Origin of the sequence: Actinoplanes sp. NPDC051513, assembly GCF_044454685.1 — a bacterium.
GTDB lineage: Bacteria > Actinomycetota > Actinomycetes > Mycobacteriales > Micromonosporaceae > Actinoplanes.
The window spans coordinates 77,646-104,454 of the sequence record NZ_JBITDW010000023.1; the positions used below are offsets into that span (position 1 = coordinate 77,646).

Consider the following 26,809-nt stretch of genomic DNA (forward strand, 5'->3'; position numbering starts at 1 on the left):
CTCTCCTAAATGTTGGAATTGAGCGGTACGGCGGGCGGGGTGGCGGCGAGCTCGGCCGCCTCGACGCGCTCCCGGCGCGCGGCGAGCTGGTCGAGGGTGAGCCGGCGGCCGTAGGCGAACCTGTACCACTTCAGGTAGCTGGGCAGGAACCGGCCGAGGTCGAAGTGCGACTCGCCGAGCTGACGGTCGAGCCAGATCGTGGGCAGCTCGGCGACGGGCAGGCGGGCCCGGCTCGCCTTCGCGGTCAGCTCGAGGCCGATCTCGAAGCCCGCACGGGATTCGATGCCAACCGTGCGCACGAACTCGGCGCTGTACGCCTTGAAGCTGTTGGTGGCGTCGCGGGTGCCGACCCGGGTGAACATGTACAGGCTGCGGCCGGCCCAGCGCGACATCAGGCGCTTGAGGAACGGGCCGCCGACCTGCTGGCCGCTGGGCATGTAGCGCGACGCCGCGGCGACCACCACACCCCGCTCGACCAGCATGGCCAGGCTGTCGATCTGCCGCGGGTCGTCGCAGCCGTCGGCCATCGTGACGACCACGACCGGCGCGATCGCGGTGTCGATGCCGAAGCGGATCGCGTTGGCCGGCCCCCGGCCGTACGTGTTGAGGACCGGGCGGACCCGCGGGTCGGCCATGGCCAGCTTCTCCGCGTACGGCACCGTCGTGTCGTCGGGGGTGTCGTGCACCAGCAGGATCTCGGCGGGCAGCAGCACGTCGCGCAGGATGCGCTCCATGTGCTGCATGATCGCTTCCCCCTCGTTGTAGACGGGGATGACGACCGTGACCCGGGGCCTCATACCAGCACCCCGCGCCGGGTCAGCCCCCACATGTCGATCAGGGGAAGCTCGGTGTCGAGGTCCGCGTACTCGGCGTGCGGGGTGGCGATGATCAGGATGTCCGCCTTGGCCAGCACCTCGTCCAGCGGGGCGAACCGGTCGTCGACGATGTTCGGGTCGGTGCAGATGACCGATTTCGCCTTCATCGTGAGGATCTTCCGGAGCTTGTACGCGAGGCTCTCGCGGGAGTCGTCGCTGCCGGCCTTGAACGCCATGCCCAGCACGCCGACCGTCATCTCGGAGATGTCGAAGCGATCTTCCACCTTGGACACCAGGTAGTTCGGCAGGCCCTCGTTGATGAGCATGGCCGCGTGGCCGAGCACGAAGTTGTTCTGGTTGAACGCGGCCAGCTGCATCGTGTCCTTCAGCAGGCACGGGCCGGCGGCGAAGCCGGGCATCGGCACGTCGGCCGCGCGCGGGTAGTCGAAGGTGATGGCGTGCCGGATCCGGCTGTAGTCCAATCCGTAATCGTTGGCCATCATCCAGAACTGGTTGGCGGTCGCGAACTTGATGTAACGCCAAGTGTTGGTGAACAGCTTGGCGAGCTCGGCCTCTTCGGGAGCGACCTGGACGATCTGCTCGGTGAGGTTGCGGAACAGCTTCTCGGCCCGCTGCGACACCTCGGGGCTGCGCGCGGCCACGATCTGCGGCAGGTCGAACAGCTCGGTCAGCGCCTTGCCCTCGGCGATCCGCTCGGGGCAGAACGCGAGGTCGACCTCGATGCCCCGGTTGCGCAGCATCTTCTCGGTCAGCGCGGTGACGCCCGGGTAGACCGTGCTGCGCAGCACGACCAGCTGGCCCGGCACCAGGTGCGCGGCGCAGCGCTCGAGCGCCCGCGGCACGACACCCAGATCGGGGTTGAGGTGCTCGTCGACCGGCGTGCCGACCACGACGATCAGGTTCTCCGCGGTGCTGACGCTCGCCGGATCGGCGGTGGCGTTCAGCCGGCCGGCCGCCACCACCTCGGCGAGCAGCGCGTCCGCGCCGTCCTCGTCGAACGGCATCCGGGCGTCGTTCACGGTGGACACCGCTGCCTCGTTGATGTCGTACAGCGTCACCGTCTGGCCACGCGAAGCGAGCGCTATGCCCAGCGGCAGGCCCACCCGTCCGCAGCCGCCGATGATGACGACGTCACGAGTGAATTGGTTTGTCCCCACTGGCGTGTATCCCCCCACCCGTTTCACGTTCCGAGCCCCCGGAACGGCTAGATGCTATAGAGCACCGTGGTGCCAGCTGTTGTGTTTGTCGAGTTCCGAACAAGGGGTTGAAACGGAGAGCCACCCACCAATGGCCGGTCCGGTGGAAGGGTCACCGGTTCAGCCGATGCCGCGGTCCCTTCGGCCCGCGCGGTGGCGCGGTACGGGACACTAGCCTGAGCCGGTTCGTCCCGCACCTGGAAGGATCGCCGCATGACCATCGCGCCCACGGCCGACGTGGATCCCCGGGCCGAGATCGGCGAAGGCACCCGTATCTGGCATCTCGCCCAGATCCGCGAGGACGCGACGCTCGGCGCGAACTGCAACATCGGCCGCGGCGCCTACGTCGGTCCCGGCGTCGTCATCGGCGACAACGTGAAGCTGCAGAACCACGCGCTGGTCTACGAGCCGGCCCGCCTCGCCGACGGCGTCTTCATCGGCCCGGCCGCGGTGCTGACCAACGACGAGTACCCGCGCGCCGTCACCCCCGAGGGCCGCCTCAAGACCGGCGACGACTGGCATGCGGTCGGCGTGACGATCGGCGAGGGCGCGGCGATCGGCGCCCGCGCGGTGTGCGTCGCCCCGGTCACCGTGGGCCGCTGGGCCCTGGTCGCTGCGGGCGCGGTCGTCACCAAGGACGTTCCCGACTTCGCGCTGGTCGTCGGCGTACCGGCCCGCCGCATCGGCTGGGTCGGCCGCGCCGGCCGCCCGCTCACCGCCAAGGGCGACGGCCTGTGGGTCTGCCCTTCCACCAGCGCCGAATACCGCGAATCGGACGGCATCCTCACCGAGAGCTGAACCTCTAGGCTCGCACCGTGGAGTTCCAGGTCCTTGGGACGGTGCGGGCGGTGGAGGCCGGATCGCCGCTTCCGCTCGGTGGTCCGCGGCACCGCCGGCTCCTGGCCGCGCTGCTGGCGCAGGCCGGCGAGACCGTCTCGGCCGACCGGCTGACCGAGGCGCTGTGGGGCGACGATCCGCCGCGCAGCGCGGGCGAGATGATTCACGTACGGATGAGCGAGCTGCGCGCCGCGCTCCGGCCGGCCCATCCCGGTCCCGTGTCGGGTGACGGCGGCTATCGCCTGGATGTCGCCGACGACGAGCTGGACGCCCGCACTTTCGCGCGCCTCGTCACTTCGGGCAGTGAGGCGCTAACGGCCGGTGATGTAACCGCGGCTCGCGACCGCCTGGCCGGCGCGCTGACCAAGTGGCGCGGTCCCGCGTTCGGGGAGTTCGCCGCCGAGCCGTTCGCGCGGGCCGAGGCCGTCCGGCTGGAGGCGCTGCGGTTGCAGGCGCTCGAGGACCGGATCGCCGCCGACCTCGCTCTCGGGCGGCAGGCCGCCGTCGTGGCCGAGCTGAGCGCGCTGGTCACCGACCATCCGCTGCGCGAGGGGTTGCGCGAGCGACTGATGCTCGCGCTCCATCGGTGCGGGCGCCAGGCAGAGGCATTGCACGCGTACGAGGAGGGGCGCGAGATCTTCGCCGAAGAGCTGGGCGTCGACCCGGCTCCCGCCCTCACCCGGCTGCACACGGCGATCCTGCGCCGGGACCCCGCGCTCGACCTGCCCCCGCCGATCGCCACTCCCCTGACCAGCTTCGTCGGCCGCGACCGCGACCTCGCCGAGATCCGCGCCCGCCTGCGCGCCGGCCGCCTGGTCACGCTCACCGGCGCGGGCGGCGCCGGCAAGAGCCGCCTCGCCGTCGAGGTCGCCACGGGCCGAACGGCCTGGCTCGTCGAGCTGGCCCCGCTCTCGCACCCCGATCAGGTGGCGCCCGCGGTGGCCGCCGCGCTGCGGGTCCGGGAACGTCCACAGCGAATGCTCGCCGCCCTGCTGGCGGAGCGACTGCATGACACGGCCGGCCTGCTCGTGCTGGACAACTGCGAACACCTGCTCGACGGGGTCGCCGCCCTCGCCGGGCAATTGCTGGCTGACTGCCCCCGCTTGCGGATCCTCGCCACCGGCCGGGAGCGTCTCGGCATCGCCGGCGAACAGGTATGGCCGGTGGACGGCCTCGACCCGGCCTCCTCCCTGCTCCTGCTGGCCGCGCGCGTCGCGGCGATCCGCCCGGACATCACCGCCGACAGCGCCGCCGATGGGGCGGCCGCCCAGATCTGCCGGCGGCTCGACGGGCTGCCGCTCGCGATCGAGCTGACCGCCGCCGCGGTCGCCGCGCTGGGTGCGGACCAGGTCGCCGAGCGCCTCGACGACCGGTTCGGCGTGCTCGGCGCGGAGAGCAGGACGGCCTCGCCGCGGCACCGCACGCTGCGCGCGGTCCTCGACTGGAGCTACGACCTGCTCGACCCGCCGGTGCGACGGCTGTTCGACCGGCTCGCGGTCTTCGTCGGCGGCTTCACCCTCGAAGCGGCCGAGGCGGTCGGCGCGGTCGAGGGGGAGCCGCCGGTTGCCTGGTCGCTGGCGGCGCTCGTCGAGAAGTCTCTGGTGACCGGTGACGGGTCTCGCTACCGGCTGCTGGAAACCGTCCGGGCCTACGCGCTCGAACACCTCGGCGACGACGCCGACCTGCGGGACCGCCATGCGGCGTACACGTTGGGGGTGGTGTCCTCCGCGCGACGCGCCCTGCGCGGTGTGCAGGAGCCGGTGTGGCTGCGGCGGCTCGAGGCGGAGCACGGCAACATCCGGGCGGCCCTCGAATGGTCCCTGCAGCGGGGCGACGCGGGGACGGCGGTGCGGCTGGCCGGGTCGCTGTATCCGCTGTGGGATCGGCACGGCCACTACCGCGAGGGACGCGAATGGCTGGCCCGGGCACTGGCGCTGCGGCCCGGGGTGCCGCCGCTGGTGCGGGCCAGGGCGCTGGACAGTGCGGCGGGGCTTGCGGTGATTCAAGGTGATTTCGCGGCGGGGGCCGCGGCGGCCGAGGAGTCGGCCTCGCTGAGCCGAGCGGCCGGCGATCCGGCCGGGGCCGCACGGGCGCTGACGACGTCCGGGCTGGCTCTCTTCTATGCCGGGGACACCCGGGCGGTCGACGTGCTGGAGGAGTCGGTGCGGCAGGCGCGGGCGGCCGGGGACCGCGGCCAGGCCGGGTTCGCGCTGATGTACCTCGGCGCGACCGATCTCGCCCGGTCGCGGTTCGTGGCGGCCTTCGCGCGGTGCGACGAGGGCGAGGCCGATCTGCGCGCCGCCGGAGATCCCGAGGGGCTGGCGTGGATCCACATCGTGCGCTGCGGGGCGGCGTGGCGCACGGGCGACCGGGCCCGCGGCGTCACCGAGCTGCGGGCCGCGATCTCCGGGTTCCGCAGCCTCGACCATCGGTGGGGACTGTCGATCTGCCTGCAAATGGGGGCGGAGGTCGCTGCGTTTCGGGGCGATTTATCCCGTACGATATGGCTTGCGGCCTCGGCCGAGACGGCGCGCGAGTCGGTCGCGGCCGGATGGATGCCCTTCCTCAAGGTTTGGTTCGAAGCGCTCGTGGCCGCCGCGCGCGACGCGCTCCCCGTGGCGGCCTTCGACGCGGCCTGGCGTGACGGCGCCGCCGCGGGCCTGGACCGGGCGATCGCGTCGCTGGCAGAAGACCTCGTCGGGTCGCCCACGGAAGATCTCGGATAAGGATTCGGGAAGGCGTCCCGCCTAGCTTCGGTCGCATGCGAGGACACGGGGTGCAAGTGCTGGTGGTGGGGGCCGGGATCGCCGGTCTGGCGACGGCGCGGACGCTACGAAGGTGGGGCGCCGAGGTCGAGGTCGTCGAGCGGGCGCCGGCCGCACGCACCGAGGGCGCGGGGATCTATCTGCCCGGGAACGCGGTGCGGGCGCTCACCGACCTGGGCGTCACGGGCTTCCGAGCCGCACAGATCACGCGGCAGCGGATCAGCGATCACCGGGGCCGGCCCCTGATGGACCTGCCGGTGGAGGCGCTGTGGCACGGCGTCGGCCCCTGCCTGGCGACGCACCGGGCCGACCTGCACCGCATCCTCCTCGCCGATGTGCCGGTGCGCTGGTCCTGCACGGTCTCCTCCGTCGACTCCGCCGGGTCGGTCGTCTTCGCCGACGGCAGCACGTCGCAGTACGACCTGGTCATCGGCGCGGACGGCGTGCACTCCTCGGTGCGGCAGATCCTGTTCGGGGTAGCCGCACGGCCGCTGGGCTTCGACTCCCGCCGGTTCGTGGTGCCGTGGGCGGAGCCGTCGCCGTTCTGGTCGCTGATGCTGGGCCGCAACGCCGCGTTCCTCACCATCCCGATCGGCGAGGAGCAGGTGTACTGCTACGCCGAGGGCGACGTGGACGGCTTCGCCGACCCGGTGCCGAAGCTGCTGGCCAACGCGCCCGACGCCCACCGCGCGCCGATCGAGGAGGTGGCACTCCCCCACTGGTCGCGCGGCCTGGTCACGCTGATCGGCGACGCGGCCCACGCCACCTCGCCGAACATGGCCCAGGGCGCGGCGATGGCGGTCGAGGACGCGCTGGTGCTGGCATCGACGCTGTCACAGGCCGACACGATCGAGTCGGCGCTGAGGTTGTTCGAGGAGCGACGGCGCCCGCGTACGGAGTGGGTGCGGGCCCAGACCCATCGCCGCGACCGGAGCCGCTCACTGCCGGGGCCGATGCGCAACCTGGTGCTGCGGCTGTTCGGGGGGCGCATGTTCCAGGCCAACTACCGCCCTCTCCGGGAGGGGCCGTAGCTCAACGCGCTTGACAGATATACCTAGCGTTATCTGTCGATGCCTCCCCGCCCGCGTTCACTCCACGGCGGCGGCGGCGACCCACCGGACGACGGCGGGTCACCGCCGCGACCTCATGGCGCCGGAGGCAGCGGAGGCTTCCGAAACGTCGCCGAAGCCGAAAACGCGGTCGCCGAGTTGTGCCGCCACGGCCGCTCCATCGCCGAAGGCGGCGCCGGCCCCTTCCCCGCTGGGCCCTCTTCGGCGCCGTCCGCCGGTGCACCTCCGGTTCGCGGCGACGACGACATCACGCTGAGCCGATGGGAGAACAACTACGACCACCTCAGCGATGAACCGCTGAAGTTCAACGTCGCCGTCAACGACGACGCCCACAGCGCCCAGAAGGCCCACACCGTCCGCGACCACGGTCCGCAGCTCCCGCTGCGAAGCATTCCGGACGTGAAGACCGTCGAGGGCCGCATCCACGGCGACTCCGGATGGCGGCACGCGGCGAATGCGTCGACCAAGTGGTCCGACCCGTCGACGATGAATCGGACGATCAACGAATACGTCCGCGGCAACTGGGCGCAGATTCGCTCCGACCTGGCGATCGAGGGAAAGCACGAGGCCGTCTTCGACGCCGGGCACCGCATCGGCGAGGGCTTCGTCAACCGGGGAATGGGCGGCGCCGGTTCCCGCGAGGCGCAGTACGTCACGACCAGCGTCGTGCGCCTCGTCATCAAGGTCGTTCCCGGCTCCGATCCGCCGGACGTGTACATCAAGACCTCATTCCCCGCGGCGTTAGGGTGATTGCATGGATTCCTCGCAGATCCGCGAGCAGCTACGAAGGCGGGCCGAAGAGCTCCTGGCGGAGCCGCCGCTGGAGACCGTCCGCGGCTTTCTCGCGACCGAGATCGGCGACGCCGCCGACTTCGAGGAAGCCCGCGACAGCCTCGCGCAGCTGGCGCAGGTGAACATCCGCTCGCATCAGCGGGAACTGTGGGCGCTCGAGCGAGTCATCGCCGATCCGCCGGCCGAGCCGGGCGCTCTCGCACGCCTCGTCGCGTGGGATGCCAACTGGGTGCTCGACGACACGTCCGACGCGGCTGCGCTGCAGTTCCTTCGCGAGGTGGCGCAGATGCTGCGCGAGGTGATCGAGGCGGCGCCGCCGACCGCCGATCGCTGGCGCAGCTGGCCGCCGCAGCTCTGAGGGAGCGGCATCGTGATCTCCGCCAGCCGCCGGGGCATTGTGGGCACGACAGCCGCGGTCGTCATCGTGGCCGGCGCCGGTTTCTGAGCGATGGCGCCCCGGAGCCTGGATCGGCTCCGGGGCGCCCGATCGTCAGCTGTTCCAGACCTGGAAGCTGGAGATCTGGCCGGCCGGCCAGCCGGTGTTGCCGGTGATGTTCAGCCGGAAGTATCGCTGGGTGGTCGCCGTGAAGGTGATGGTCACGGTGTTGTTGGCGGACGGGTTGAAGGTGTAGCCGGCCGACGCCTTCACGGTCGACCAGTTCGAGCCGTCGGTGCTGCCCTGCACCGACAGGGTCTCGGTGCGGGCGCCCCAGCCGACCGGCAGCTGCAGCACGACGCGGGAGGCGCTTTGCGCCGAGCCTAGGTCGACCTGCACCCACTGCGGGAAGGCGTTGTTGATGCTCTCCCAGTAGGTGTTCTGGTCGGCGTCGGTGACGTTGCCGGACGGGTAGACGTCGTTGTGGCTGGACTCGCTGGTGGGCCTGCCGGCGGCCAGGTTGGTGCCGGTGGCACCCGCACCGGTGCCGGTCAGGGCGACCGTGGTGCTCGCGCCGCCGCCGGAGGCGGTGAGGGTGCCGGTCCGCGTGCCGGAGGCGGTGGGCCGGAAGGTCACGGTGACCGTGCAGGAGGCGCCGGCCGCCAGCGACGTGCCGCAAGTGGTGGACTGGGCGTAGTCGCCGGTGACCGCTACCGCGAACGAGGTGGCCGCGGCGTTGCCACTGTTGGTGACGGTGACCTGCTGGCCGGCGCTGGTGGTGTTCAGCGCCTGCGAACCGAACGTGAGCGAGCCCGGGCTGGCCGACAGTGCCGGAGCCGGAGTGGAGCCGCCGCCCGAGGGATAGACCTCGAGCTCGGAGACCTGGCCGGCCGGCCAGCCCGAGTTCGCGGTGATGTTGACCCGCACGTAGCGGGCGCTGGCGCCGGGCACGGTGATGCTGGCCGTGTTGCCGGACGCCGGGTTGAAGGTGTACGTGGCCGAGCCCACCGCGGTGCCGAAGCTCGAGCCGTCGGTGCTGGTCTGCACCGACAGCGTCTGGGTGCGGGTCGCCCAGGCGGAGGCCGGCGGCAGCTTCAGGGTCACCTTCCCGATCGCGTACGCCGTGCCGAGGTCGACCTGAAGCCACTGCGGGAACGCGCCGTTCACGCTCTCCCAATAGGTGTTCGCGTCGCCGTCCGTGGCGGTCGTGGGCGCCTGCGTCGCGTTGACCTGCGAGCTCGCCGTGGCCGGGCGCCCGGCCGCGATGTTGGTGGCGCTGCCGATCCCGCTGCCGGTGAGGGCGATCGTGGCGGGGTTGTTGTTGGCGTTGCTGGTCAGGGTGACGCTGCCGGCACGCGTACCCGAGGTGGTGGGTTTGAAGGTGACGGTGACCATGCACGATGCACCCACGGTGAGGGACCCGCAGGTGTTGGTCTGCGCGAAGTCACCGCTCGCGGTGACCGCCGAGACGGTCGCGGTCGCGGTGCCCGAGTTGGTGACCGTGACCGTCTGCCCGGCGCTGGTGGCGCCGACGACCGTGCCGGGGAACGACAGGCTCGACGGGCTGGCCGACAGGATCGGGCCGGGGGCGACGCCGGTGCCGGACAGCGGGATCGTGCTGGTGATGCCGGACGCCGTGACCGTGAGGTTGCCGGTGCGTGAGCCGGCCACGGTCGGTGCGAAGCGGACGCTCACGGTGCATGAGCCGCCGCCCGCGATGGAGCTACCGCACGTGTTGGTCTGCGAGAAATCGCCGGTGATGGAGACTCCGCTGACCGGCGCCGCGGCGGTGCCCGAGTTGGTGACCGTGACCGTCTGCGCGGCGCTGGTCGAGCCGGTCGCCACGGTTCCGAACCCGAGCGTCGTCGGGCTGATCGAGATCAGCGACCCGTTGTCCGGCAGGTAGGGCGGGAAGGGCGGGTTCGTGACCTGGGTGCAGGCCGAAGACCCGAAGATCCCGGAGTTGCCGCCGCCGTCGGTGAGCGTGAAGCCCACGCCGCAGTTGTAGACCGCCGCCGGGCCCAGCATGCCGGTCGCGGTGCTGTTGCTGATCGTGGCCGAGCCGCCGACCTGCTCCTGCACCACGTACGAGCCGGTGTTCTGGATCGTCGCGTTGTTGATCTTCACGTTGGAGATCTGCGAGCCGGACACGAACTGGATGGCCTCGAACGGGCTCTGCTGGATGAGGATGTTGTCGATGTTGGTGAGGCCGGTCATCGCGCCGTCGCGGGCGTCGAACCAGAGAGCGCCGACGCCGAACTGCCAGTTCGGGTCGAGGCTGCCGGACCGGATGATCGTGTTGCGCAGGACGTCGGTGCGCCCGAGGGTCGTGGACGCGAAACGCTGCGCGACGTGGATGCCGCCACCCTGGGTGAGGCCGGAGTCGATCACCCGGTTGTCGGTGACGAAGTTGTCGTGACCGCCGTAGATGGCGATGCCGTTGGCGAGGATCGGGTACTGCACGGTGTTGTGGTCGAACGAGTCGTTCGCGTCGGCCACCGCCTCCGACCAGGTCGCCAGGCCGTCGTCGCCGGTGTTGCGGATGTCCGAGTTGGTGACCTTGGAGTTCGTCACGCCCTTGTGGAAGTTGACGCCGTCGGCGGTGACGTTGCGGATGCGCATGCCCGAGAAGACGAGGTTGTCCATCGGGCCGTCCATCCAGGCGCCGACCTTGAGGTGCTCGATCCAGAGCCGGTCCACGGTGGAGTTGCTCATCGCCCCGCCGACCGCGTTGACCTGGGCGCCGTCGTTGCGCTCCTGGACGTCACCGAAGATCGCGAAGTCGGCGAGGCGCACGTTCGTGCTCGCGTTCGGCGCGTCGTTGCCGTAGAAGCCCGGCGCCGCGCCGACCACGGTCGAGCGCCACATGCCCGCGCCCTTGATCGTCACATTGTTGACCGCGATGTGCCCAGGGATCTTGAAGGTGCCTTCCGGGATCCACACCGTGCCGCCCGCGCCGGCGGACTGGATCGCCGAGTTGAACGCCGCCGTCGAGTCGGCCGCGCCCGTCGCGTCGGCGCCCTTGCTGGTCACCGAGACCGAGCCGGACGGCTGGCCGATCGCGCTCGCGACGCTCTCGAAGTCGGCGAGGTCGATCGTGGTGGTCGTGGTGGCGGTCAGCCGGAACTTGGTGCCGGCCGGGTAGGAGGTCGGGAAGAGCCGGTGCGCCTCGTCGTAGAAGTGGTGCGGGTTGCTGCCCGGCGAGTTGGTGAACGGATAACCGCCGTAGAACCAGCTGTAGGCGTTGGTGAGGGTGAACGCCGTCGACCCGGCCCCGTTGATCGAGAAGTTGATCGGTGTCGTGTAGACGGAGCCGCCCCCGGAGTCCGGGATGCTGTACCGGAACACGATCGAGTTGGTCGCGATCGGCGAGGTGAACTCGACGTACTGCCCCGCCCCGAGGGTCACCGCCTTGCGGTAGGACGCCTCCGACGGGAGCGTGTTGTAGGCCGCCGACGGCCCGATGATCGTGCCGTTCGTGGTGGCGTTCTCGGCCTGAACCTCCACATAGGGCAGAGTCGCGCCCACACCGCCGGTGGCGGCGAGGGCCGGGCTCCCGTACAGGAGAGAGCCGATCAGCGCGGCGCCGACAAGTCCGGCGCCAAGCCTTCGTCTGGTCATTGGTGTTGCTCGCTTTCGACGGACGACCGGGGAATGTCGCCCATGCCGAGGACCGATCTGGCAGAGGGGACGCCAGACCGGGACGCATGGAGCGGGGAACCTGAGGAACTAGGCCGACCGTAACGTCCGCGACACAGTCACGCAATATCGAGACAGTTCTTTGCAAACTTTGAACCCAGTCCGGGAAATCCCCGCCCGTAGCCTCAGAGCGCCGTGAGCATGCCGCCGTCGATCGCGAAGTCGGCGCCCGTCACATTGGGGATGCGCGCACTGGCCAGCAGCAACACCAGGGTGGCGACCTCCTCGGGCCGGGTGAAGCGGCCGGTCACCATGGCGGCCTTCGCGCCGGCCTCGACATCGGACGGGGCTATGCCCTGGGCTGCGCCGACGGTCGCGGCGACGCCGCCGTCGCCGAGCCAGAGGTCGGTGGCGACCGGGCCGGGCGCGACCGAGTTGACCCGGATGCCGCGCGGGCCGAACTCCTTGGACAGTGATTTGGTGAAGCTGGCCAGCGCCGCCTTCGACGCCGAGTAGTCGATCACCAGCGGGTCGGCGAGGCGCGAGTTCACGGAACCGGTGTTGACGATCGCCCCTCCCCCGCCGGCCAGCATGACCGGCAGAGCGGCCCGGGTGGCGCGGACCGCGGCCATCACGTTGAGGTTCCAGGTGTCCGCCCACATGTTGTCGGTGACGTCGAGGAATCCATGCGTCCGCGGCGGCGCGATCCCGACGTTGTTGACCAGCACGTCGATCCGCTCCCCGGCCGCGGCGATCAGATCCGCCGGCCCCGCCGCGTCGGCCAGATCCACCTCGACGACCGTCACGCCGTCCAGCTCCGCCAGCTCCTTGGTGGCCCGCCGCGACCCGGCCACCACCGCGGCGCCCTCGGCCACGAAGCCCCGCACGATCGCCAGCCCGATGCCACGGCCCGCGCCGGTGACCACCACCCGCTTGCCCGCCAGACCCAGGTCCATGGTTGTTCCTCCCGATCGAATCACAGTGAAGTGCGATCCGAACGCTACGGCCGAACGACCGCATCGCATCGGTCAACCGACCGGTTGTGGGCAAGCTCGCGGTGGAGAGCCTGCTCGATCAGCTGTCGCTAGGATCGCGGCGATGGCCTCGCTCGGTTCTTTCCTGGACACCGGCGACAAGGTCGCGTCCATAGCGGGCGCGGCGGCCGGGCTGGCCGCGATCTGGTTCGCCCGCCGCCGGCTCTTCCGGCGGCGGCCCGACTCCGGCGTGACCGCACTGCTCGCCGCGCAGGTCGCCGACGCGCGGCAGCACCGGTACCGGTTCTTCGGCGAGCACGTTCCGGCGCTGACCGATCTGTACGTGCGGTCCCGCGCCACCCTCGAGAGCGGCGACACCCCCCGCACGATCGAGGCCGGACGGATCCTCGCCGCGCACCGCCACGCCGTGCTGCTCGGCGACGCCGGCGCCGGCAAGTCCACGTTCCTCGCCACGGTCGCCGCGGAGCTCGCCGGCCGGGCGCAGCGGCGGCGCGGGCGCGGCGAGATCGCGGTGGTCCTGCCGGCCGCCGATCTGGTCGGGCGGCGGCTGCCCGAGGCGCTCGCGCGGGCCGCGGGACGGGACCTCGCCGTCGAGGTGCCGGCCGCCCTCTTCGAGAAGCCGCCGCCCGGCGGGGTCTGGCGGGTGCTGGTCGACGGGCTCGACGAGGTGGTCGCGCCGGAGAGCCGGTCCGAGGTGCTGTGGCGGATCCGGGGGCTGTTCGCCGATCCCGGGCCGTACCGCCTGGTGGTGACCTGCCGCCCGCTCGCCGCGGCCGAGCTGGCCGAGCTGCACGGGCCGAACGTCGGCGTGTACGACCTGCGGCCCTTCGACCGGCGGGAACTCGACGAGTTCGCCCACCGCTGGTTCGCCGCCCGGTTCCCCGACGACCGGCCGCGCGCCGACCGGACCGCCGGCCGCTTCCTGGCCCGGGTGGCGGGCGCCCGGCTCGGTCCGGTGGCCCGGGTGCCCCTGCTGGCCACGATCGCAGCCCTCGTGTACGAGTCGGCGGACGACCGGACGCTGCCGTCGAGCCGGGCGGCCCTCTACGACCGGTTCGTCGACCACCTGCTCGACGGGCGCCGCTCGCTGGAACGCTTCCGCGAGGCCGTGGAGCCCGAGCTGCTCTCGCGCGGGCCTTCGGGCGCGGAGGTTGCGGCCTGGCTGTGCTCCGACATCAGGCAGCACGTCGGTGGGGTGCTGCGCGCGTGCGGCGCGGCCTGGCTGGCCGATCCCGATGTGCTGCTCACCGAGGTCGCCGCGTCGTGGATCGACGCGCACTCGCCGCACGGCCTCGGGCCGTCGAGCGACCGGCTCGTACGCGAACTGCTGCTCGTCACCGGCGTTTGTACGCTGCGCCGGAACCGGGTGGTGTTCGCGCACCAGAGCTTCGCCGAGTACTTCGCGGCGTACTCCTTCGCCGCGCGCTTCGAGACGTCGGTCTGGGCGGTATGGGCCGCCGAGCCCGCCACCCGCAGTCTGGCGGCGTTCGCGGCCGCCCGCCGGCCGGACTCGGACGCGCTGGTCGCCGGTCTGACCGACCCGCTCGCGGCCGGTGACCTGCTCGCCGACGGGATCCCGGTGCGGCCGGCGACCCGCTCATCGGTGATCGGCGTCCTGCTCGACGAGGTGGCCGGCGAGAGCGAGGCGGCGCCGGAAGCGCTGCGCATCCTCGGTGAGCTGAGCCTCGACGCCGACGTGCTCGACCGGATGGCCGAGGTGGCCCGCGACCCGGAGGCGTCGTTCTGGACCCGGGCCCTGGTGGCGGACCGGATCGCCGACATCGACGTGGCGACCGGGCACGCGACGCTGCGCGCGGTCGCCGAGCACGCGGACGAGGTGGTGCGCTCGTGGATCGCGGACACGCTGGACGAGCGGGGCGGACGGTTCGACCCGAACCTGCGCGTGCCGCTCGCCGCCGACACGGTGCCGGCCAACCGGCCGCTGGGGGCGCTGGCCCGGCAGGCGCTCACCAAGCGGCTCGCCGACGCGCGGGCCAGCGGGTCCGAGCGGGTGGCGGCGGCCCGCCAGCTGGCGGTGAGCGGTGACCTCGGCCCGCTGACGGCGATGGCTTCGGACGCCGACCTCGACCCGACCCACCGGGTGCAGCTGGCGGCGGCGCTGGCCGACGCCGGTGAGCCCGGCATGCTCCGCGACCTCGCCGGCGGCCTCGCCGAGACTCCGCAGGCCATGTACGCGGCGGCTCTCGACCTGTTCGAGCGGCGCGACCCGGGCGCGGCCGAGGCCCTGAGCGCCGTGGCCGGCAAGCATCCCACGTTGCCGATGGCGTACGGCGCGGCCGCCCGCTGCGCCGAGCTCGGCGACACGGATGCCCTGATCGGGCTGGCCCGCCGGCCCGGCGAGATCCATGTACGGCTGAACGCGGCGCTGCTGCTTGCCCGGCTCGGCGACCTCCGTGGGCTGCGCCGGCTGCTCGACGAGCCGATGGCGCCCGGGCTCGAGGCGACCGCGCTCGCCGGGCTGCTGGAGGCCGGCGACGCCGAGGCGCAGTCCCGGCTGCGCCGGCTGCTCGACGGGCGAGGCGTGCGGTCGTTCCGGCACACCCAGCTGCGCTACCTGCTCGCGGCCCGCGGCGACGAGCGGTCGCGCGATTTCCTTCGCCGCCGGGCACGTCGACAGCTGGCGTCGAGCATGACGGTCGAGGCGGCGGTGGCGCTGACGGTGCTCGGCGATCCCGTCGGGCCGGACCGGTTGCGGCACATCGCCTCCCGGCCGGTTCGCCGGCAGCGCTCCCGCATGCGGGCCGCCTCGGGCCTCACCGCGATCGACCCGTCCGCCGGGCTGCGGCTGCTGACCCGCCTAGCCCAGCCCGGCTCGCCGTCGGGGCTGCGGTTGCGCAGTGCCACCGTCGCGCTGGGCGCAGCCGGCTCGGAGCGGCCCCTGGCCGGCATCGCCCTCGACCGGGCCGCGCCGGCCAAGCTACGGGCCGGGGGTGTCGAGGCCCTCGCCCAGGTACGAGCAAACCTGCCACCCGCGCTGGTCGCGGGCCTCGAAGCGCTCGCGGCCGACGACCGGACGCCGGCCCGGGTACGCGCGGCGGCCGCGCCGTTCCAGCCCGACGACGAGGCGATCGCCACCCTCACCGGGATCGCGCTGAGCCGCGAGTCGATGTCCATCCGGGTCGCCGCGATCGACCAGCTCGAGCTGCTCGACAGCCGCGCCGCCGGCGAGCTGTTCGTGCGTCTGGTTACCGACCGTTCGGTAGGGCGGGTCCGCCGGGGACTCCTGATGGCCCGGTACACCGATCTGCTGCCCGACGACTACGCGCTCGACGATCCGATCTCCTTCCGGATCTTCGCCCGCAACGTCGTCACGGTGGCGATCCGCGGGCCCGAGGGGGCGCTCAGGGATCGGCGCGACGCCACCGCGACTTGACCACGCCCTGGATCGGCCCGGCCAGGAACATCAGCAGGAACGCCCAGAAGTTGATCGTCCCGGCGAAGACCGAGCCGATGACCGTGGCGACCAGCTCGGTGCCGAACGCCACCGCCGAGCCCAGCACCTGCTCGCGGGTCACCGGCAACCCGTCCTCGCTGAGCTCCGGGTGCCGGTGCGCATACCAGCCCAGCATCGTCAACGACCCGCTGGCCAGGCACAGCGCCCCGCCGTAGAGGGCGACGGTGCCCGCGGTCGGCCGGTACGCGGTGATGAGCGCCGTCGGGATCGGCAGCAGCACGATCGCGAACGTCCAGAGCAGGCTCCACCGCACGATCCATCCGTGCAGCGACTGCACGTGCCGGAACACGTTGTGGTGCGCCCACCAGAGCCGGAAGATCACCGCGAAGCTCAGCGCGAACGCCCCGAACTGGCCGACGTGATGGCGCACGAACTCGCCGAAGCTCTCCTCGCCGGCGGCCTCCGAGACGCTCTCCATGAGCGGCAGGATGAGCAGGGTGATCGCGATGGCGGCCACGGCATCGGTGAAGAACACCAGCCGTTCCGCGGACATCGCCTTCGGCGCCGAGGGGGTCTCACTCACCGCGACATTATGATCCGTTGTCACAGATCGGGCCGCGGCCCGGTCGAAGGGGCATGACCAACCTTCCGATTCGGCGCGTCACCACGGACCTGCTCGAGGTGGCCTACCACGAGGCAGGCCCCGCCGACGGGCGGCCCGTGGTCCTCCTGCACGGTTTCCCCTACGACATCCACAGCTACGCCGACGTGGCCCCGATGCTCGCGAACAGCGGCTACCGGGTGATCGTGCCCTACCTGCGCGGGCACGGCCCGACCCGCTTCCTCAGCCCGGCCACGCCGCGCTCGGGCCAGCAGGCCGCGCTGGGCGCCGATGTCATCGCCCTGCTGGACGCGCTGCAGATCCCGAGCGCGATCCTCGCCGGCTACGACTGGGGTGGCCGGGCCGCCTGTGTCGCCGCCGCGTTGCATCCGGAGCGGGTCTCCGGGCTGGTCTCCGTCAACGGCTACCTCATCCAGGACATCGCCGCGTCGGCGAACCCGCTGCCGGCCGAGCTCGAGGCCGGCTTCTGGTACTTCTTCTACTTCCTCACCGAGCGCGGCCGGGCGGGCCTGACGGCCAACCGGCGGGAGATCGCCGAGGTGATCTGGCGGCGGAACTCGCCCAAGTGGACGTTCGGGGACGCGGAGCTCGACCGGGCCGCGGCGGCGTTCGACAACCCCGACTACGTGGACGTCGTCATCCACTCGTACCGTCATCGGCTCGGCCGCGCCCTCGGCGCGCAGGAATATGCGGCGGCCGAAGCGGCACTCGCGCAGTTGCCGCCGATCGGCGTGCCCACCGTGACCCTCGACGGCACGGCCGACGGCAACTTCCCGGCCACCGACGGCAGCGCGGGCGCCGCCCATTTCACCGGCCGCCGCGTGCACCGCCAGGTTCACGACGCGGGCCACAACCTTCCCCAGGAAGCGCCGGAGGCGTTCGCCGACGCGATCCGCGAGGTCTCCCGATGACCGCCACGCTCGCCCCGGACCAGGGCCTGACCAGCCGCAGCGCCCGGGGCCGCTGGGTCCTCGCCGCGTGCATCGGCGGCTCGGTGATCACCCAGGTCGACGCGAACGCCGTCGGGATCGCGCTGCCGGCGATCGGCCGCGACTTCCAGACCGAGCTGGCTCCGCTGCAGTGGGTGTTCACCGCCTACACGCTGACCCTGGCCGGTCTGCTGCTGGTGGCCGGCGCGCTCGGCGACCGGTACGGCCGCCGCCGGATCTTCACGATCGGCGTGTTCTGGTTCGCCGTCGCCTCGGTGCTGAGCAGCATCGCGCCGACCGCGGAGACACTGATCGCCTGCCGTGCCCTGCAGGGCGTCGGCGCGGCCCTGCTCACCCCGGGCAGCCTCGCGATCCTGGAGGCCTCGTTCGCCCCCGGCGAGCGCGCCAAGGCAATCGGCGCGTGGTCGGGGCTGAGCGGCGTGGCCGGGGCGCTCGGCCCGTTCCTGGGCGGCTGGCTCGTGCAGTCCGCGTCCTGGCGGTACATCTTCCTGGTCAACCTGCCGATCGCGGTGGCCGTGGGCCTCATCGCCCGCCGGCACGTGCCCGAGTCGCGCGACCCGAACGCCACCGGCCGGGTCGACCTGACCGGCGGCGTGCTGGTCACGCTCGGCCTGGTCAGCCTGACCTACGGTCTCATCCAGGGCGGAGACGGCTGGCCCACGATCACCGTCGGCGGCCTGTTGCTGGCGGTATTCGTCGCATGGGAGCGCCATACGAAAAGGCCGATCCTGCCGCTGCGCCTGTTCGCGTCCATCCAGTTCACCGCGGCCAACGTGGTGACGTTCGCGGTCTACGCGGCGCTCGGCGGCGCGTTGTTCCTGCTGCCGATCGCGCTGCAGCAGGTCTCCGGTTATTCGCCGATCGAGGCCGGGCTCACGCTGCTGCCGGTGACGGTGCTCATGCTGCTGCTCTCGTCGCGCTCGGGCGCCCTGGCGGCCCGGATCGGCCCGCGCCTGCAGATGAGCGTCGGCCCGGTTCTCGTCGGCCTCGGGCTGGCCCTGTTCACCCGGATCGACGCGAGCGGCGACTACCTCACCCAGGTCTTCCCGGCCGTCACCGTGCTGGGCCTGGGCCTGGCGGTAGCCGTGGCGCCGCTGACCTCGACCGTGCTGGCCGCGGTTCCCTCCGAGCACGCCGGCGTCGCCTCGGCGGTCAACAACGACGTGGCCCGCGCGGCCGCGCTGATCGCGGTCGCCGTGCTCCCGGCCGCGGCCGGTCTGACCGGCGACGCCTACCTGGAGCCGGCCACGTTCTCCAGCGGCTTCCACACCGCCTCGATGATCTGTGCGGTCCTCTGCGTGCTGGCGGGCGGCCTCGCGGCTGTCACGATCGGCAACCGTACGCGTCAGCAGAAGCTGCACCCGCCGCACGGCGCCCTGGACGCCCCACCGCCCCGGGTTTCCGACTGACCCTACTGAGCCGGGCCGGTCGTCCCGCGGACCACCAGGCGCGGCGGGACGACGATCTCGCGGCGGTCGACCGGGTTCCCCTCGACGCGGTCGACCGCCCGGGCCACGGCCAGCCTTGTCAGCGTGGCGGTGTCCTGGGCGATCGTCGTCAGGTTGATGTGGGCCAGGCGGGCGAGGTGGCTGTCGTCGTAGCCGACGACGCTCAGGTCGCCCGGCACCGCCACCCGTTCGCGGGTGAGCACGTCCAGGACTCCGGTCGCGCAGCGGTCGTTGAAGACGGTGACCGCGGTCGGCGGATCGTCGAGCAACTGCCGCGCCGCCGCCGCGCCGTCCTCCTCGGTCAGGCCGCCCCGGATGAATCCCTCGTGGTCGGCAAGGCCGTGGTGGCTCATCGCGCTTCGATAGCCACGGCGACGCTCGGCCGCACCCGGGGCACGGCCGCCGTCGATGTGGACGATCCGGCGGTGGCCCAGACCGACCAAATGCTCGACCGCCAGGCGGAGGCCGTCGGCATCGTTGTTGCGGATGACGTCGACCACCGAAGCGCGCACGTCGCGAGCCAGGACGACCACCGGCATCCGCTCGGCCAGCCGGCCCAGCGCCGCGGCCGGGGACTGCGGCCCGAGCAGGATCAGCGCCTCGCAGCGGTCCTGGAGCAGCCCGGTGACTGCCTCCGCCTCGTCGCGATCCGGGGTGACGGCGCTCAGCGCCAGCTCGTAGCCGGTCTCACGGGCGGCCGTGTAAAGGTCGGTGACCAGATCGGCGTGGAACGCGTGCTGAATGCCGAACACGACGCCGAGCAGCTTGGTGCGCCCGCTGCGCAGCAACCGAGCCCGGCTGTCGGGGTGATAACCCAGCTCGCCGGCCGCCTCGACCACCCGCCGGCGGGTCTCGGCGCCCGCCCCCGGCTCGTCGCGCATGACCAGCGACACCAGCGACTTGGAGACCCCCGCCCGGGCGGCCACATCGGACAGCGTCGGCCTGCGTTCCGCTCGCACGGGAATCAGCGTAGTGACAAATACTGGAACGTTCCAGCCCACATCTTGACGCCGCCACGCACGGGAACGCAGCCTCGTTCGTATGGAACGTTCCAGTGGATTCGCGTTGATCGGCTCGGGCCGGATGGGTTCCTTCCACGGCCGGACCCTGAGCCGGCGCCTGCCCGGCGCCCGCCTCGTGGCCGTCGCCGACCCCGCACCCGGCGCCGCCGACCGGCTCGCCCGCGACCTGGGCGCCACCCGCGCCTACACCGACCCCGCCCAGGTCTGGTCCGACCCCGAGATCGACGCCGTGGTGATCGCCGCCCCCGCCCGCTTCCACACCGACCTGATCGTCGCCGCCGCCCGGGCGGGCAAGCACGTCTTCGGCGAGAAGCCGATGGCCATCACCCTGGCCGACGCCGACCGCGCCATCGACGCCTGCCGCACCGCCGGCGTGCACCTGCAGATCGGCTTCAACCGCCGCTTCGCCCCCGACTGGGCGGCCGCCCGCGCCCTGATCGACGCCGGCAAGATCGGCACACCCCGCCTGCTCCGCTCCCTGACCCGCGACCCCGGCGGCTTCGACCCGTCCCGCGTCGCCGCCAACACGATCTTCCTCGAGACCCTGATCCACGACTTCGACACGCTGCGCTTCCTGAATCCCGGCGCCACCGCCGTCGAGGTCTACGCCGCAGCCGACGCCCTGGTGGAACCCGCCTGGCGCGACCGAGGCCTCCTGGACACCGCCGCGGTGACCGTCCGCTTCGACAACGGCGCCATCGGCACCGCGGAGGCCTGCTTCGAGGCGAGCTACGGCTATGACGTACGCGGTGAGGTCCTGGGCGCCGCCGGCATGGCCACCATGGGCGACGGCCGCCGCACCGGCCTGGCCTTCTCCGGCCCCGAGGGTCGCCTGGTCGAGACCGCTCGCAGCGATCAGGAGCTGTTCGGCGACGCCTACACCGCCGAGCTGGCGGCCTTCGCCCATGCGGTCCGCACCGGAACCCCGCCCACCGTGACCGGCGAGGACGCCCGCGCCGCGCTGGCCATCGCCCTGGCCGCCGCCGAGTCCGCGAGCACCGGCAGGCCGTCGGCGGTGGCGAAGTGAGGCTCGCCGCCTGCGCCGAGATGCTCTTCCTGGACCTGCCGTTCCCCGAGCGGGTCCGCCGCATCGCCGCGGAGGGCTTCGAGGTCGAGATCTGGAACTGGCACACCAAGGATCTCGACGCGCTCGCCAAGACCGGCGCGACCATCTCTTCGATGACCGGCTACGTGACCGGCACACTCGCCGACGAGGACGGCGCCGCCGAGCTGCTGCGCACGGCGCAGAGATCCCTCGAGGCGGCCGACCGCCTCGACTGCGCCCGGCTGAACCTCCACGGCACCGGCCTCGACGATCGCGGCCTCCCGGTCATCCCGGCCGGGACGGTGACTCCGCAGATGTGGCTGACCGCCGCCCGCACCCTGACCAGCCTGGCCGCCCTGGGCGAGCGCGCCGGCCGCGTCTTCACCCTGGAGAACCTCAACCTCGTCGACCACCCCGGCACGCCGTTCTGGCGTGCCGCCGACACCATCGCTCTCGTCGAGGCGGTCGGCAGTCCCCACCTGCGGCTCAACCTCGACCTCTACCACGCCCAGATCGGCGAGGGCGACCTGATCCGCCTCGTCGAGCGGGCAATCGCCCTGATCGGCGAGATCCAGGTCGCCGACGTGCCCACCCGCCAGGAGCCCGGCACCGGCGAAATCCACTACCCCGCGATCGCCGCCGCCCTGCGCCGTCTGAACTACAACGGTGTCGTCGCGATGGAGGCCTGGGCCTCGGGCGACCCCGAGGCGGCCCTGCAGCGCTTCCGCGACGCCTTCACCGGCTCCGGACGGTGACCCGGTCGATCGCGATCGAGCCGCCGTCCAACCGCAGACCGAAGGCCGGCGACCCCTGCGCGTTGACCGGGGCGGTGTGAATGAGCGCCCACTTCCCGTCGTGTTCGGCCCAGGTCATCAGCTTGCCCGACTGGGACAGCACCGCGAATCGATCATCCGGCGACCAGCGAACCGCGGCGCAGCAGCCGCCGGTCGACGAAGGCTGCGACACGCCGCCCACCTGCACGTCCACGCCCGACGAACCGTAGTGGTTGTTGTACCAGGCCAAAGCATTGTCCCGGTCGCCGCTGGAGAAGCCCAGGAACAGGCTGTCCTCGGGCGACGCCCCGGAGAAGCGGGCCGGCTCGACGATCAGCGCCTCGCCCGCCGCCGGGGCCGCCAGCACGGCGAAGGCGCGCGCGTCGGCGGACGCGGTCAGCACGCCATCGCCCACCGCCAGGCGCGGTGACGGCTCGGCCGCCGGGTGGTCGATCCGGTACGAGGCCAGCCGGTCGGCCGAGAAGTCGTCGTCCCAGGTCACCGTCGGGTAGTCCGTGGGGTCGAACTGGTAGCGGGTGGGCAGCAAGGCGCTCGTCACCCCGTCGCGGGACCAGGCCAGCAGCCGGATCGGCAGGCCGGCGGTGGGATCCGTGTCCGCCGGCAGCGTCACCTGCCACGTCGTGGCGCCGACCGGGCGGGCCGTCCAGCCGCGCGGCACCTGAAGGCTCGTCCGCGTGACCGGCCCGGTCACCCGAGCCTGCACCGTCACCGTCTTCCCCGCGTCGACGGCGAGGCTCGGCGCCGTGAAGGCGGCCGTCACGCGCGGATCCGGCTGCCGCCACGCCTGCAGGGCGGTGATCCCGACCGCTCCCCCGTCGGCCCGCGACGTCACCACCCGCAGCCGGTCGGTGGTGAGCGGGGGCGAGATCCTGATCCGGTTGATGGCGCGGGCCACCGGCGCGGCCGGGTCACGGGTCTGCCCGGGAACGTCGAGCCATGCCCCGGCCGCGTCCTGGTACTGCAGCGCAAACGAGTCCGGCACCCGCACCCCGCCGCCGTCGTCGTAAAAGTCGATTCGCACATCGGAGACCGCCGTCGCCGCCCCGAAATCCACCGCGAGCCAGTCACTGCGGTTCGGCGATCCATAGCTCGTCCACCGGGTGGACGGCTGGTCCAGGTGGAAGTCCTGCCCGTCGATCGCGTTCGCCGCGCTGTCCCCGCGCCACGTGTAGGACGCCGTCGCCGCCGGGTAGCCGGTCTCGGTCACGTTCGCCGCGTCGTCGACCAGCACCGGCTGCGAACCGCGATTCACATAAGGCACCGCCAGCGTCACATCGCCCAGCGTCGCGCGGCGCAGTTTCTGGACGCCGTCGACAAAGACCTGAAAACCACTGCCTTTCCCGTACGCGCTGCCGTCGCGATCCCAGATCATCGTGAGGTCATGGCCGTGATACGCGAGGTTCTCCACCGCGAAGTGCGACCAGTCGGAGGGCACCAGCGGCGCGATCCGGATCGAGTCCCCGGTCTGCGGGCGAATCCCGAGCAGCCCGGACAGCACGAGATCTGCGAAAGTCGAGTGGTTGTAGTCCTCGCTGTGCCCCGCGCTGTCGTAGATCCAGCGATCCTCGTCGGGGTGGTGCGCCTCGGCGACGTACGACTTCCCGTTCTTGCGCTGCGTCAAGGCGTACCCGTGCAAAAGGTTGACGTAATCATCGACGTCCACATAAGACTGGGCCGGGTAGTCGAGCAACTGGTTGGCCAGCGCCGTCAACGTCTGGCTCGTCGCGAACGGCCACGACGGCCCGTCCCACCGGCAGCACCCGTTCAACGCCTCGTGCATGAACCACGGGCTGCGCCGTTCGGTGGTCGTCGGCCCGTACGGCGCGGCGAAACCCTGTGGGTCGGTCAGCTGCGCCCACGCGACGGCGTCCGAGGCCGGCGGCATGTGGAAATACCACGGAACAAAGCCGATCTCCTCCCGATCGGCAATGACACGACCGTCGAGCATCACGTGCTTGTAGAAGTCTCCATTCCAGAGCGCCTTCTCGGTGGCGGAACGCAGGCGGGCGGCCTCGGCGTCATACCTCGCTGCCGCGGAGGAATCACCGGCCTTGCGCGAAACCGCCGCCAGCGCCCGCGCGTCCCCGTACTGATAGGCGTTGATGGTCGGCCGGTAGCCGTCGCCACCGTGGTACGGGTCGGAGCTCTGATACGAGCTCGCCGTGAACTCCATGGCGTCCCAGACCGGCGTCTGCCAGTACAACCCCTTGGCGCTGTCGAAGTTGGTGGCCTTCCACCCCTCGTACTGTTTGCGCAGCGCCGGCAGCCGGTCGGTGAGGAATTTCCAGTCCCCGCTGACCGAGGCCCGCGCCACCGCCGCGTCGACCGCCCAGAACGAGTATTGATGCGCCCAGTCCGTGGTGTTCTTGTTCAGCTCCTCAGTGGCCGGTTTCGCGCCCGACCCCGGCCCGGTCAGCCAGTAGTCGAGGTAGTCGTCCAGGTAGCGCTGGTCGCGCAGCCACCGTCCCTCGTAGAGGTGATGCCCGGCGGCCGCGTCGATCCCGCCGTACGGCGCCGAGTAGCCGACCGGCCCGAGGAACTCCGAGACGATCCACCCGTCGGCCGGCCCGGTGTACTTGAGCGCCTCCTTGAAGGTGCGCCACCGGTAGTAGTAGGTGTCGCGGATCGCCGAGTCCGGCACGTCCACGAACGGGATGTTGGCCTCGTACCACGCCTTGTCCGGCGCGTCCCCGAGCAGCGCGCCATGGTCGACGATCGACCCGGCCGGAGCATCGGGAGCGCAGAGCAATGCCCCCGCAAGGGCAGCAACCATTCCCACTCGTACAAACATCACCGCACACCTCCTGAACAGATCCAAACATCGAAATACGTCAAGAGTCAACGGCCGGCGGGGCCGAATGCCCCGCCGGTCATCAAAAGTGCGCGTCTATCGCCAGACGATGTCAGACCAGCCCGGCTTCGTGGGCGACGACCGCGGCCTGCACCCGGTTGCGCGCGTCCAGCTTGATCAGGATCGAGCTGACGTGCGCCTTCACGGTTCCCTCGACCAGATGCAGGGCCTTGCCGATCTCGCCGTTGGAGTGCCCCGCGCCGAGCAGCGCCAGCACTTCCCGCTCGCGATCGGTGAGCCCTTCGACCCGCCGCCGCGCCCGCGCCGTGGCGGCGCGGGCGGCGTCGCTGTAGCCGTCGATGACCCGCCGCGCGATCATCGGCGACAGGAACGCCGCCCCGCCCGCGACCGCGTGCACCGCGCCGATCAGCTCGCGTGGGTCGGACGCCTTGAGCAGGAAGCCGGCCGCCCCGCCGGCGAGGGCCCGCCCGATGTTCTCGTCGTCGCCGAACGTGGTCAGGATGACCACGGCCGTGCCCGGCGCCACGGTCGCGATCTCCTCGGCGGCCCGCAGCCCGTCCAGCCCCGGCATCCGGATGTCGAGCAGCACCACGTCGGGCCGGTGCGCCCGGACCAGCTCCACGGCTGCCCGCCCGTCCGCCGCCTCCCCGATCACCTCGATGCCGTCGTCGGAGGCGAGGATCGCCCGCACGCCGGCCCGGATCATCGCTTCGTCGTCGGCGATCAGCACGCGAATCAGGGGCACGGCATGCGGCGCACTTTCCGGAGTCACCGTGCTCAGGCCCTGTCCAGCCGGTTTTTGGCGACCAGCACGCCCCCGGCGAAGCACAGCCGGTAGACCTGCGGCTCGAGGTCGGTCAGCGCGTCCCCGGCGTGGTAGTAGCGGCAGGTCGAGCCGGCCGGCGCCGTCGGCTCGTCGACCAGCCGGAACCGTTGCGCGACCTCGGGCGGCAGCAGCGGCTCCACCTGCGCCTGCGGTTGCCCGATGCGCAGCGAGGCGTACCGGTCGTCGGCGAGCCCGGTGCGCCGGACCGTCGCCACCTGCCCGGCGACCAGGGCCGCAAGCAGAGCGAGCACGACGCCCACCGGCAGCGCCGCGGTCTGGAGCAGCCGGCGCCGGGTGATCCGCCGGCTGACAGCCACGTCGAAGGAGGCCGGCCGGGCCGGCGCGGAGTCGGCCGGCAGCGTCGCGCGCACGAGCCAGCCGCCGCCGGGCCGAGGTCCCGCCGACAGTTGCCCGCCCACCAGCCGGACCCGCTCGGCCAGCCCGATCAGCCCCTGTCCGCTCCCGGCGCGGCCGCGCGCAGAGGGTCCCTCCTCGTTCTCCACCGCGATCCGATCCGCCGCGACGGTCACGACCACGGCAGCGCCCGGAGCGTGCCGTGCCGCGTTGGTCAGCGCCTCCCGCACCACCCGGTGCGCGGCCTGCCGGGTCATCGGCGGCCATTGCGGCGCCGCGCCCTCGTGCACGAGCCGCACCGGCATCCCGGCCGCCGCCGACCGCCCCACCAGGTCCTCGATGCTTTCGTCCGGCGGCACCTGGCCGGCCGCCGCGTCGGAGCTGCCCAGCACCCGTACGAGATCATGCAACCGCTCGGTGGCACGGACCGCATGCGATCGCAGCTCGCCGGCGGTCTTGCGCTGCGCGTCGGTCAGGCCCGCGCCGACCTCGAGGGCGCCGGAGTGCAGCGCGATCAGCGCGAGCTCGTGCCCGATGGTGTCGTGCATGTCCTGGGCGATCCGGGCCCGTTCGCGCAACCGCGCCTGCTCGGCGACGATCCCGTGCTCGCGTTCCCGCCGCTCGGCGTTCAGCCGCTGGTAGCGCCCGGCCCACCAGGGCAGCACCGCGGCGAACAGCTCGACCAGCGCCATCGTCGACCACGCCGAGATCGGCTCGCTGGTCCGCGCGACAGCCAGTGCCAGCCCGGCGACCGCGACGGCCGTGAACACCGCGACCGCCCGCGCCAGCGACGCCAGTCGGCGGCCGGCCGCGTAGGCGAGCACGACCATCACGAAAGGCGCCCATCCGGTGCTCACCGGCAGCAGGCTTCCCAGCGCCAGCCCGGCCGCGACGACCAGCGTGAACAGCCACATCACCTCACGATACAAAGCCGCCGGGCGCCCGCGAACCTGACGAAAGTAAGGGGCCGTGCCTGCCGACGGACCGATGCCCGCGACCACCCGGCCTCCCTACC

Annotated in this window: 19 protein-coding genes; 10 read left to right on the plus strand and 9 right to left on the minus strand. The window is 72.2% G+C overall.

Going from position 1 to position 26,809, the window contains the following annotated elements:
- Nucleotides 1-5 precede the first annotated feature (5 nt).
- Both ACIA5D_RS41310 and ACIA5D_RS41315 read right to left on the minus strand, forming a co-directional pair.
- The gene (locus tag ACIA5D_RS41310) at nt 6-797 is read right to left on the minus strand and encodes a glycosyltransferase family 2 protein (RefSeq protein WP_396036017.1); all 792 of its coding nucleotides are present in this window, start codon (nt 795-797) and stop codon (nt 6-8) included.
- Complete coding sequence (locus ACIA5D_RS41315) at nt 794-1,993, minus strand: nucleotide sugar dehydrogenase (protein ID WP_396036019.1); 1,200 nt, start codon at nt 1,991-1,993, stop codon at nt 794-796. The genes ACIA5D_RS41310 and ACIA5D_RS41315 overlap by 4 nt, the downstream gene beginning before the upstream one ends.
- Nucleotides 1,994-2,245: 252 nt before the next feature.
- On the opposite strand from ACIA5D_RS41315, the gene ACIA5D_RS41320 reads away from it, so the two are divergent.
- The 5 genes from ACIA5D_RS41320 (at nt 2,246) to ACIA5D_RS41340 (ending at nt 7,854) form a co-directional block, all read left to right on the plus strand.
- Complete coding sequence (locus ACIA5D_RS41320) at nt 2,246-2,830, plus strand: acyltransferase (RefSeq protein WP_396036020.1); 585 nt, start codon at nt 2,246-2,248, stop codon at nt 2,828-2,830.
- Between the two features lie 17 nt (nt 2,831-2,847).
- Nucleotides 2,848-5,595, plus strand: coding sequence for an ATP-binding protein (locus ACIA5D_RS41325; protein ID WP_396036022.1), 2,748 nt, complete (start codon nt 2,848-2,850; stop codon nt 5,593-5,595).
- 35 nt (nt 5,596-5,630) lie between these two features.
- Nucleotides 5,631-6,665: an FAD-dependent oxidoreductase gene (locus ACIA5D_RS41330; RefSeq protein WP_396036023.1), complete on the plus strand. Its 1,035-nt coding sequence runs from the start codon at nt 5,631-5,633 to the stop codon at nt 6,663-6,665.
- Between the two features lie 177 nt (nt 6,666-6,842).
- Nucleotides 6,843-7,454 carry a hypothetical protein gene (locus tag ACIA5D_RS41335; protein ID WP_396036024.1) on the plus strand — a complete coding sequence of 204 codons (612 nt, stop codon included), beginning with the start codon at nt 6,843-6,845 and terminating at the stop codon, nt 7,452-7,454.
- A gap of 4 nt (nt 7,455-7,458) precedes the next feature.
- Nucleotides 7,459-7,854, plus strand: coding sequence for a hypothetical protein (locus tag ACIA5D_RS41340; protein WP_396036025.1), 396 nt, complete (start codon nt 7,459-7,461; stop codon nt 7,852-7,854).
- A gap of 132 nt (nt 7,855-7,986) precedes the next feature.
- Here ACIA5D_RS41340 and ACIA5D_RS41345 read toward each other — a convergent pair whose 3' ends face one another.
- The gene (locus ACIA5D_RS41345) at nt 7,987-11,493 is read right to left on the minus strand and encodes a choice-of-anchor D domain-containing protein (RefSeq protein ID WP_396036027.1); all 3,507 of its coding nucleotides are present in this window, start codon (nt 11,491-11,493) and stop codon (nt 7,987-7,989) included.
- 203 nt (nt 11,494-11,696) lie between these two features.
- Nucleotides 11,697-12,467 (minus strand): SDR family NAD(P)-dependent oxidoreductase, encoded by a 771-nt coding sequence (locus ACIA5D_RS41350; protein WP_396036028.1) that lies wholly within the window; start codon nt 12,465-12,467, stop codon nt 11,697-11,699.
- Between the two features lie 142 nt (nt 12,468-12,609).
- On the opposite strand from ACIA5D_RS41350, the gene ACIA5D_RS41355 reads away from it, so the two are divergent.
- Nucleotides 12,610-15,900: an NACHT domain-containing protein gene (locus tag ACIA5D_RS41355; protein ID WP_396036029.1), complete on the plus strand. Its 3,291-nt coding sequence runs from the start codon at nt 12,610-12,612 to the stop codon at nt 15,898-15,900.
- On the opposite strand, the gene ACIA5D_RS41360 is transcribed toward ACIA5D_RS41355, so the two are convergent.
- Nucleotides 15,869-16,504, minus strand: coding sequence for a TMEM175 family protein (locus ACIA5D_RS41360; RefSeq protein WP_396036030.1), 636 nt, complete (start codon nt 16,502-16,504; stop codon nt 15,869-15,871). The two genes, ACIA5D_RS41355 and ACIA5D_RS41360, sit on opposite strands and share 32 nt — an antisense overlap.
- Nucleotides 16,505-16,557: 53 nt before the next feature.
- Here ACIA5D_RS41360 and ACIA5D_RS41365 point away from each other — a divergent pair, with 53 nt between their 5' ends.
- Nucleotides 16,558-17,454, plus strand: coding sequence for an alpha/beta fold hydrolase (locus ACIA5D_RS41365; RefSeq protein ID WP_396036031.1), 897 nt, complete (start codon nt 16,558-16,560; stop codon nt 17,452-17,454).
- Nucleotides 17,451-18,902, plus strand: coding sequence for an MFS transporter (locus tag ACIA5D_RS41370; protein WP_396036033.1), 1,452 nt, complete (start codon nt 17,451-17,453; stop codon nt 18,900-18,902). Before ACIA5D_RS41365 ends, ACIA5D_RS41370 begins: the two co-directional genes overlap by 4 nt.
- 2 nt (nt 18,903-18,904) lie before the next feature.
- On the opposite strand, the gene ACIA5D_RS41375 is transcribed toward ACIA5D_RS41370, so the two are convergent.
- Nucleotides 18,905-19,900, minus strand: a complete 996-nt coding sequence (locus ACIA5D_RS41375) for a LacI family DNA-binding transcriptional regulator (protein ID WP_396036034.1) — start codon at nt 19,898-19,900, stop codon at nt 18,905-18,907.
- A gap of 82 nt (nt 19,901-19,982) precedes the next feature.
- Here ACIA5D_RS41375 and ACIA5D_RS41380 point away from each other — a divergent pair, with 82 nt between their 5' ends.
- Both ACIA5D_RS41380 and ACIA5D_RS41385 read left to right on the plus strand, forming a co-directional pair.
- Nucleotides 19,983-20,990, plus strand: a complete 1,008-nt coding sequence (locus ACIA5D_RS41380; RefSeq protein WP_396036035.1) for a Gfo/Idh/MocA family oxidoreductase — start codon at nt 19,983-19,985, stop codon at nt 20,988-20,990.
- Nucleotides 20,987-21,763 carry a TIM barrel protein gene (locus ACIA5D_RS41385; RefSeq protein WP_396036036.1) on the plus strand — a complete coding sequence of 259 codons (777 nt, stop codon included), beginning with the start codon at nt 20,987-20,989 and terminating at the stop codon, nt 21,761-21,763. The genes ACIA5D_RS41380 and ACIA5D_RS41385 overlap by 4 nt, the downstream gene beginning before the upstream one ends.
- On the opposite strand, the gene ACIA5D_RS41390 is transcribed toward ACIA5D_RS41385, so the two are convergent.
- The 3 genes from ACIA5D_RS41390 to ACIA5D_RS41400 all read right to left on the minus strand — a co-directional run bounded on the left by ACIA5D_RS41390 (nt 21,744) and on the right by ACIA5D_RS41400 (nt 26,708).
- Nucleotides 21,744-24,575, minus strand: coding sequence for an MGH1-like glycoside hydrolase domain-containing protein (locus ACIA5D_RS41390; RefSeq protein WP_396036037.1), 2,832 nt, complete (start codon nt 24,573-24,575; stop codon nt 21,744-21,746). The two genes, ACIA5D_RS41385 and ACIA5D_RS41390, sit on opposite strands and share 20 nt — an antisense overlap.
- A gap of 130 nt (nt 24,576-24,705) precedes the next feature.
- The gene (locus ACIA5D_RS41395) at nt 24,706-25,353 is read right to left on the minus strand and encodes a response regulator transcription factor (protein WP_396036067.1); all 648 of its coding nucleotides are present in this window, start codon (nt 25,351-25,353) and stop codon (nt 24,706-24,708) included.
- A gap of 38 nt (nt 25,354-25,391) precedes the next feature.
- On the minus strand, nt 25,392-26,708 hold the full coding sequence (locus ACIA5D_RS41400; RefSeq protein ID WP_396036038.1) for a sensor histidine kinase: 1,317 nt from the start codon (nt 26,706-26,708) through the stop codon (nt 25,392-25,394).
- Nucleotides 26,709-26,809: the final 101 nt, after the last annotated feature.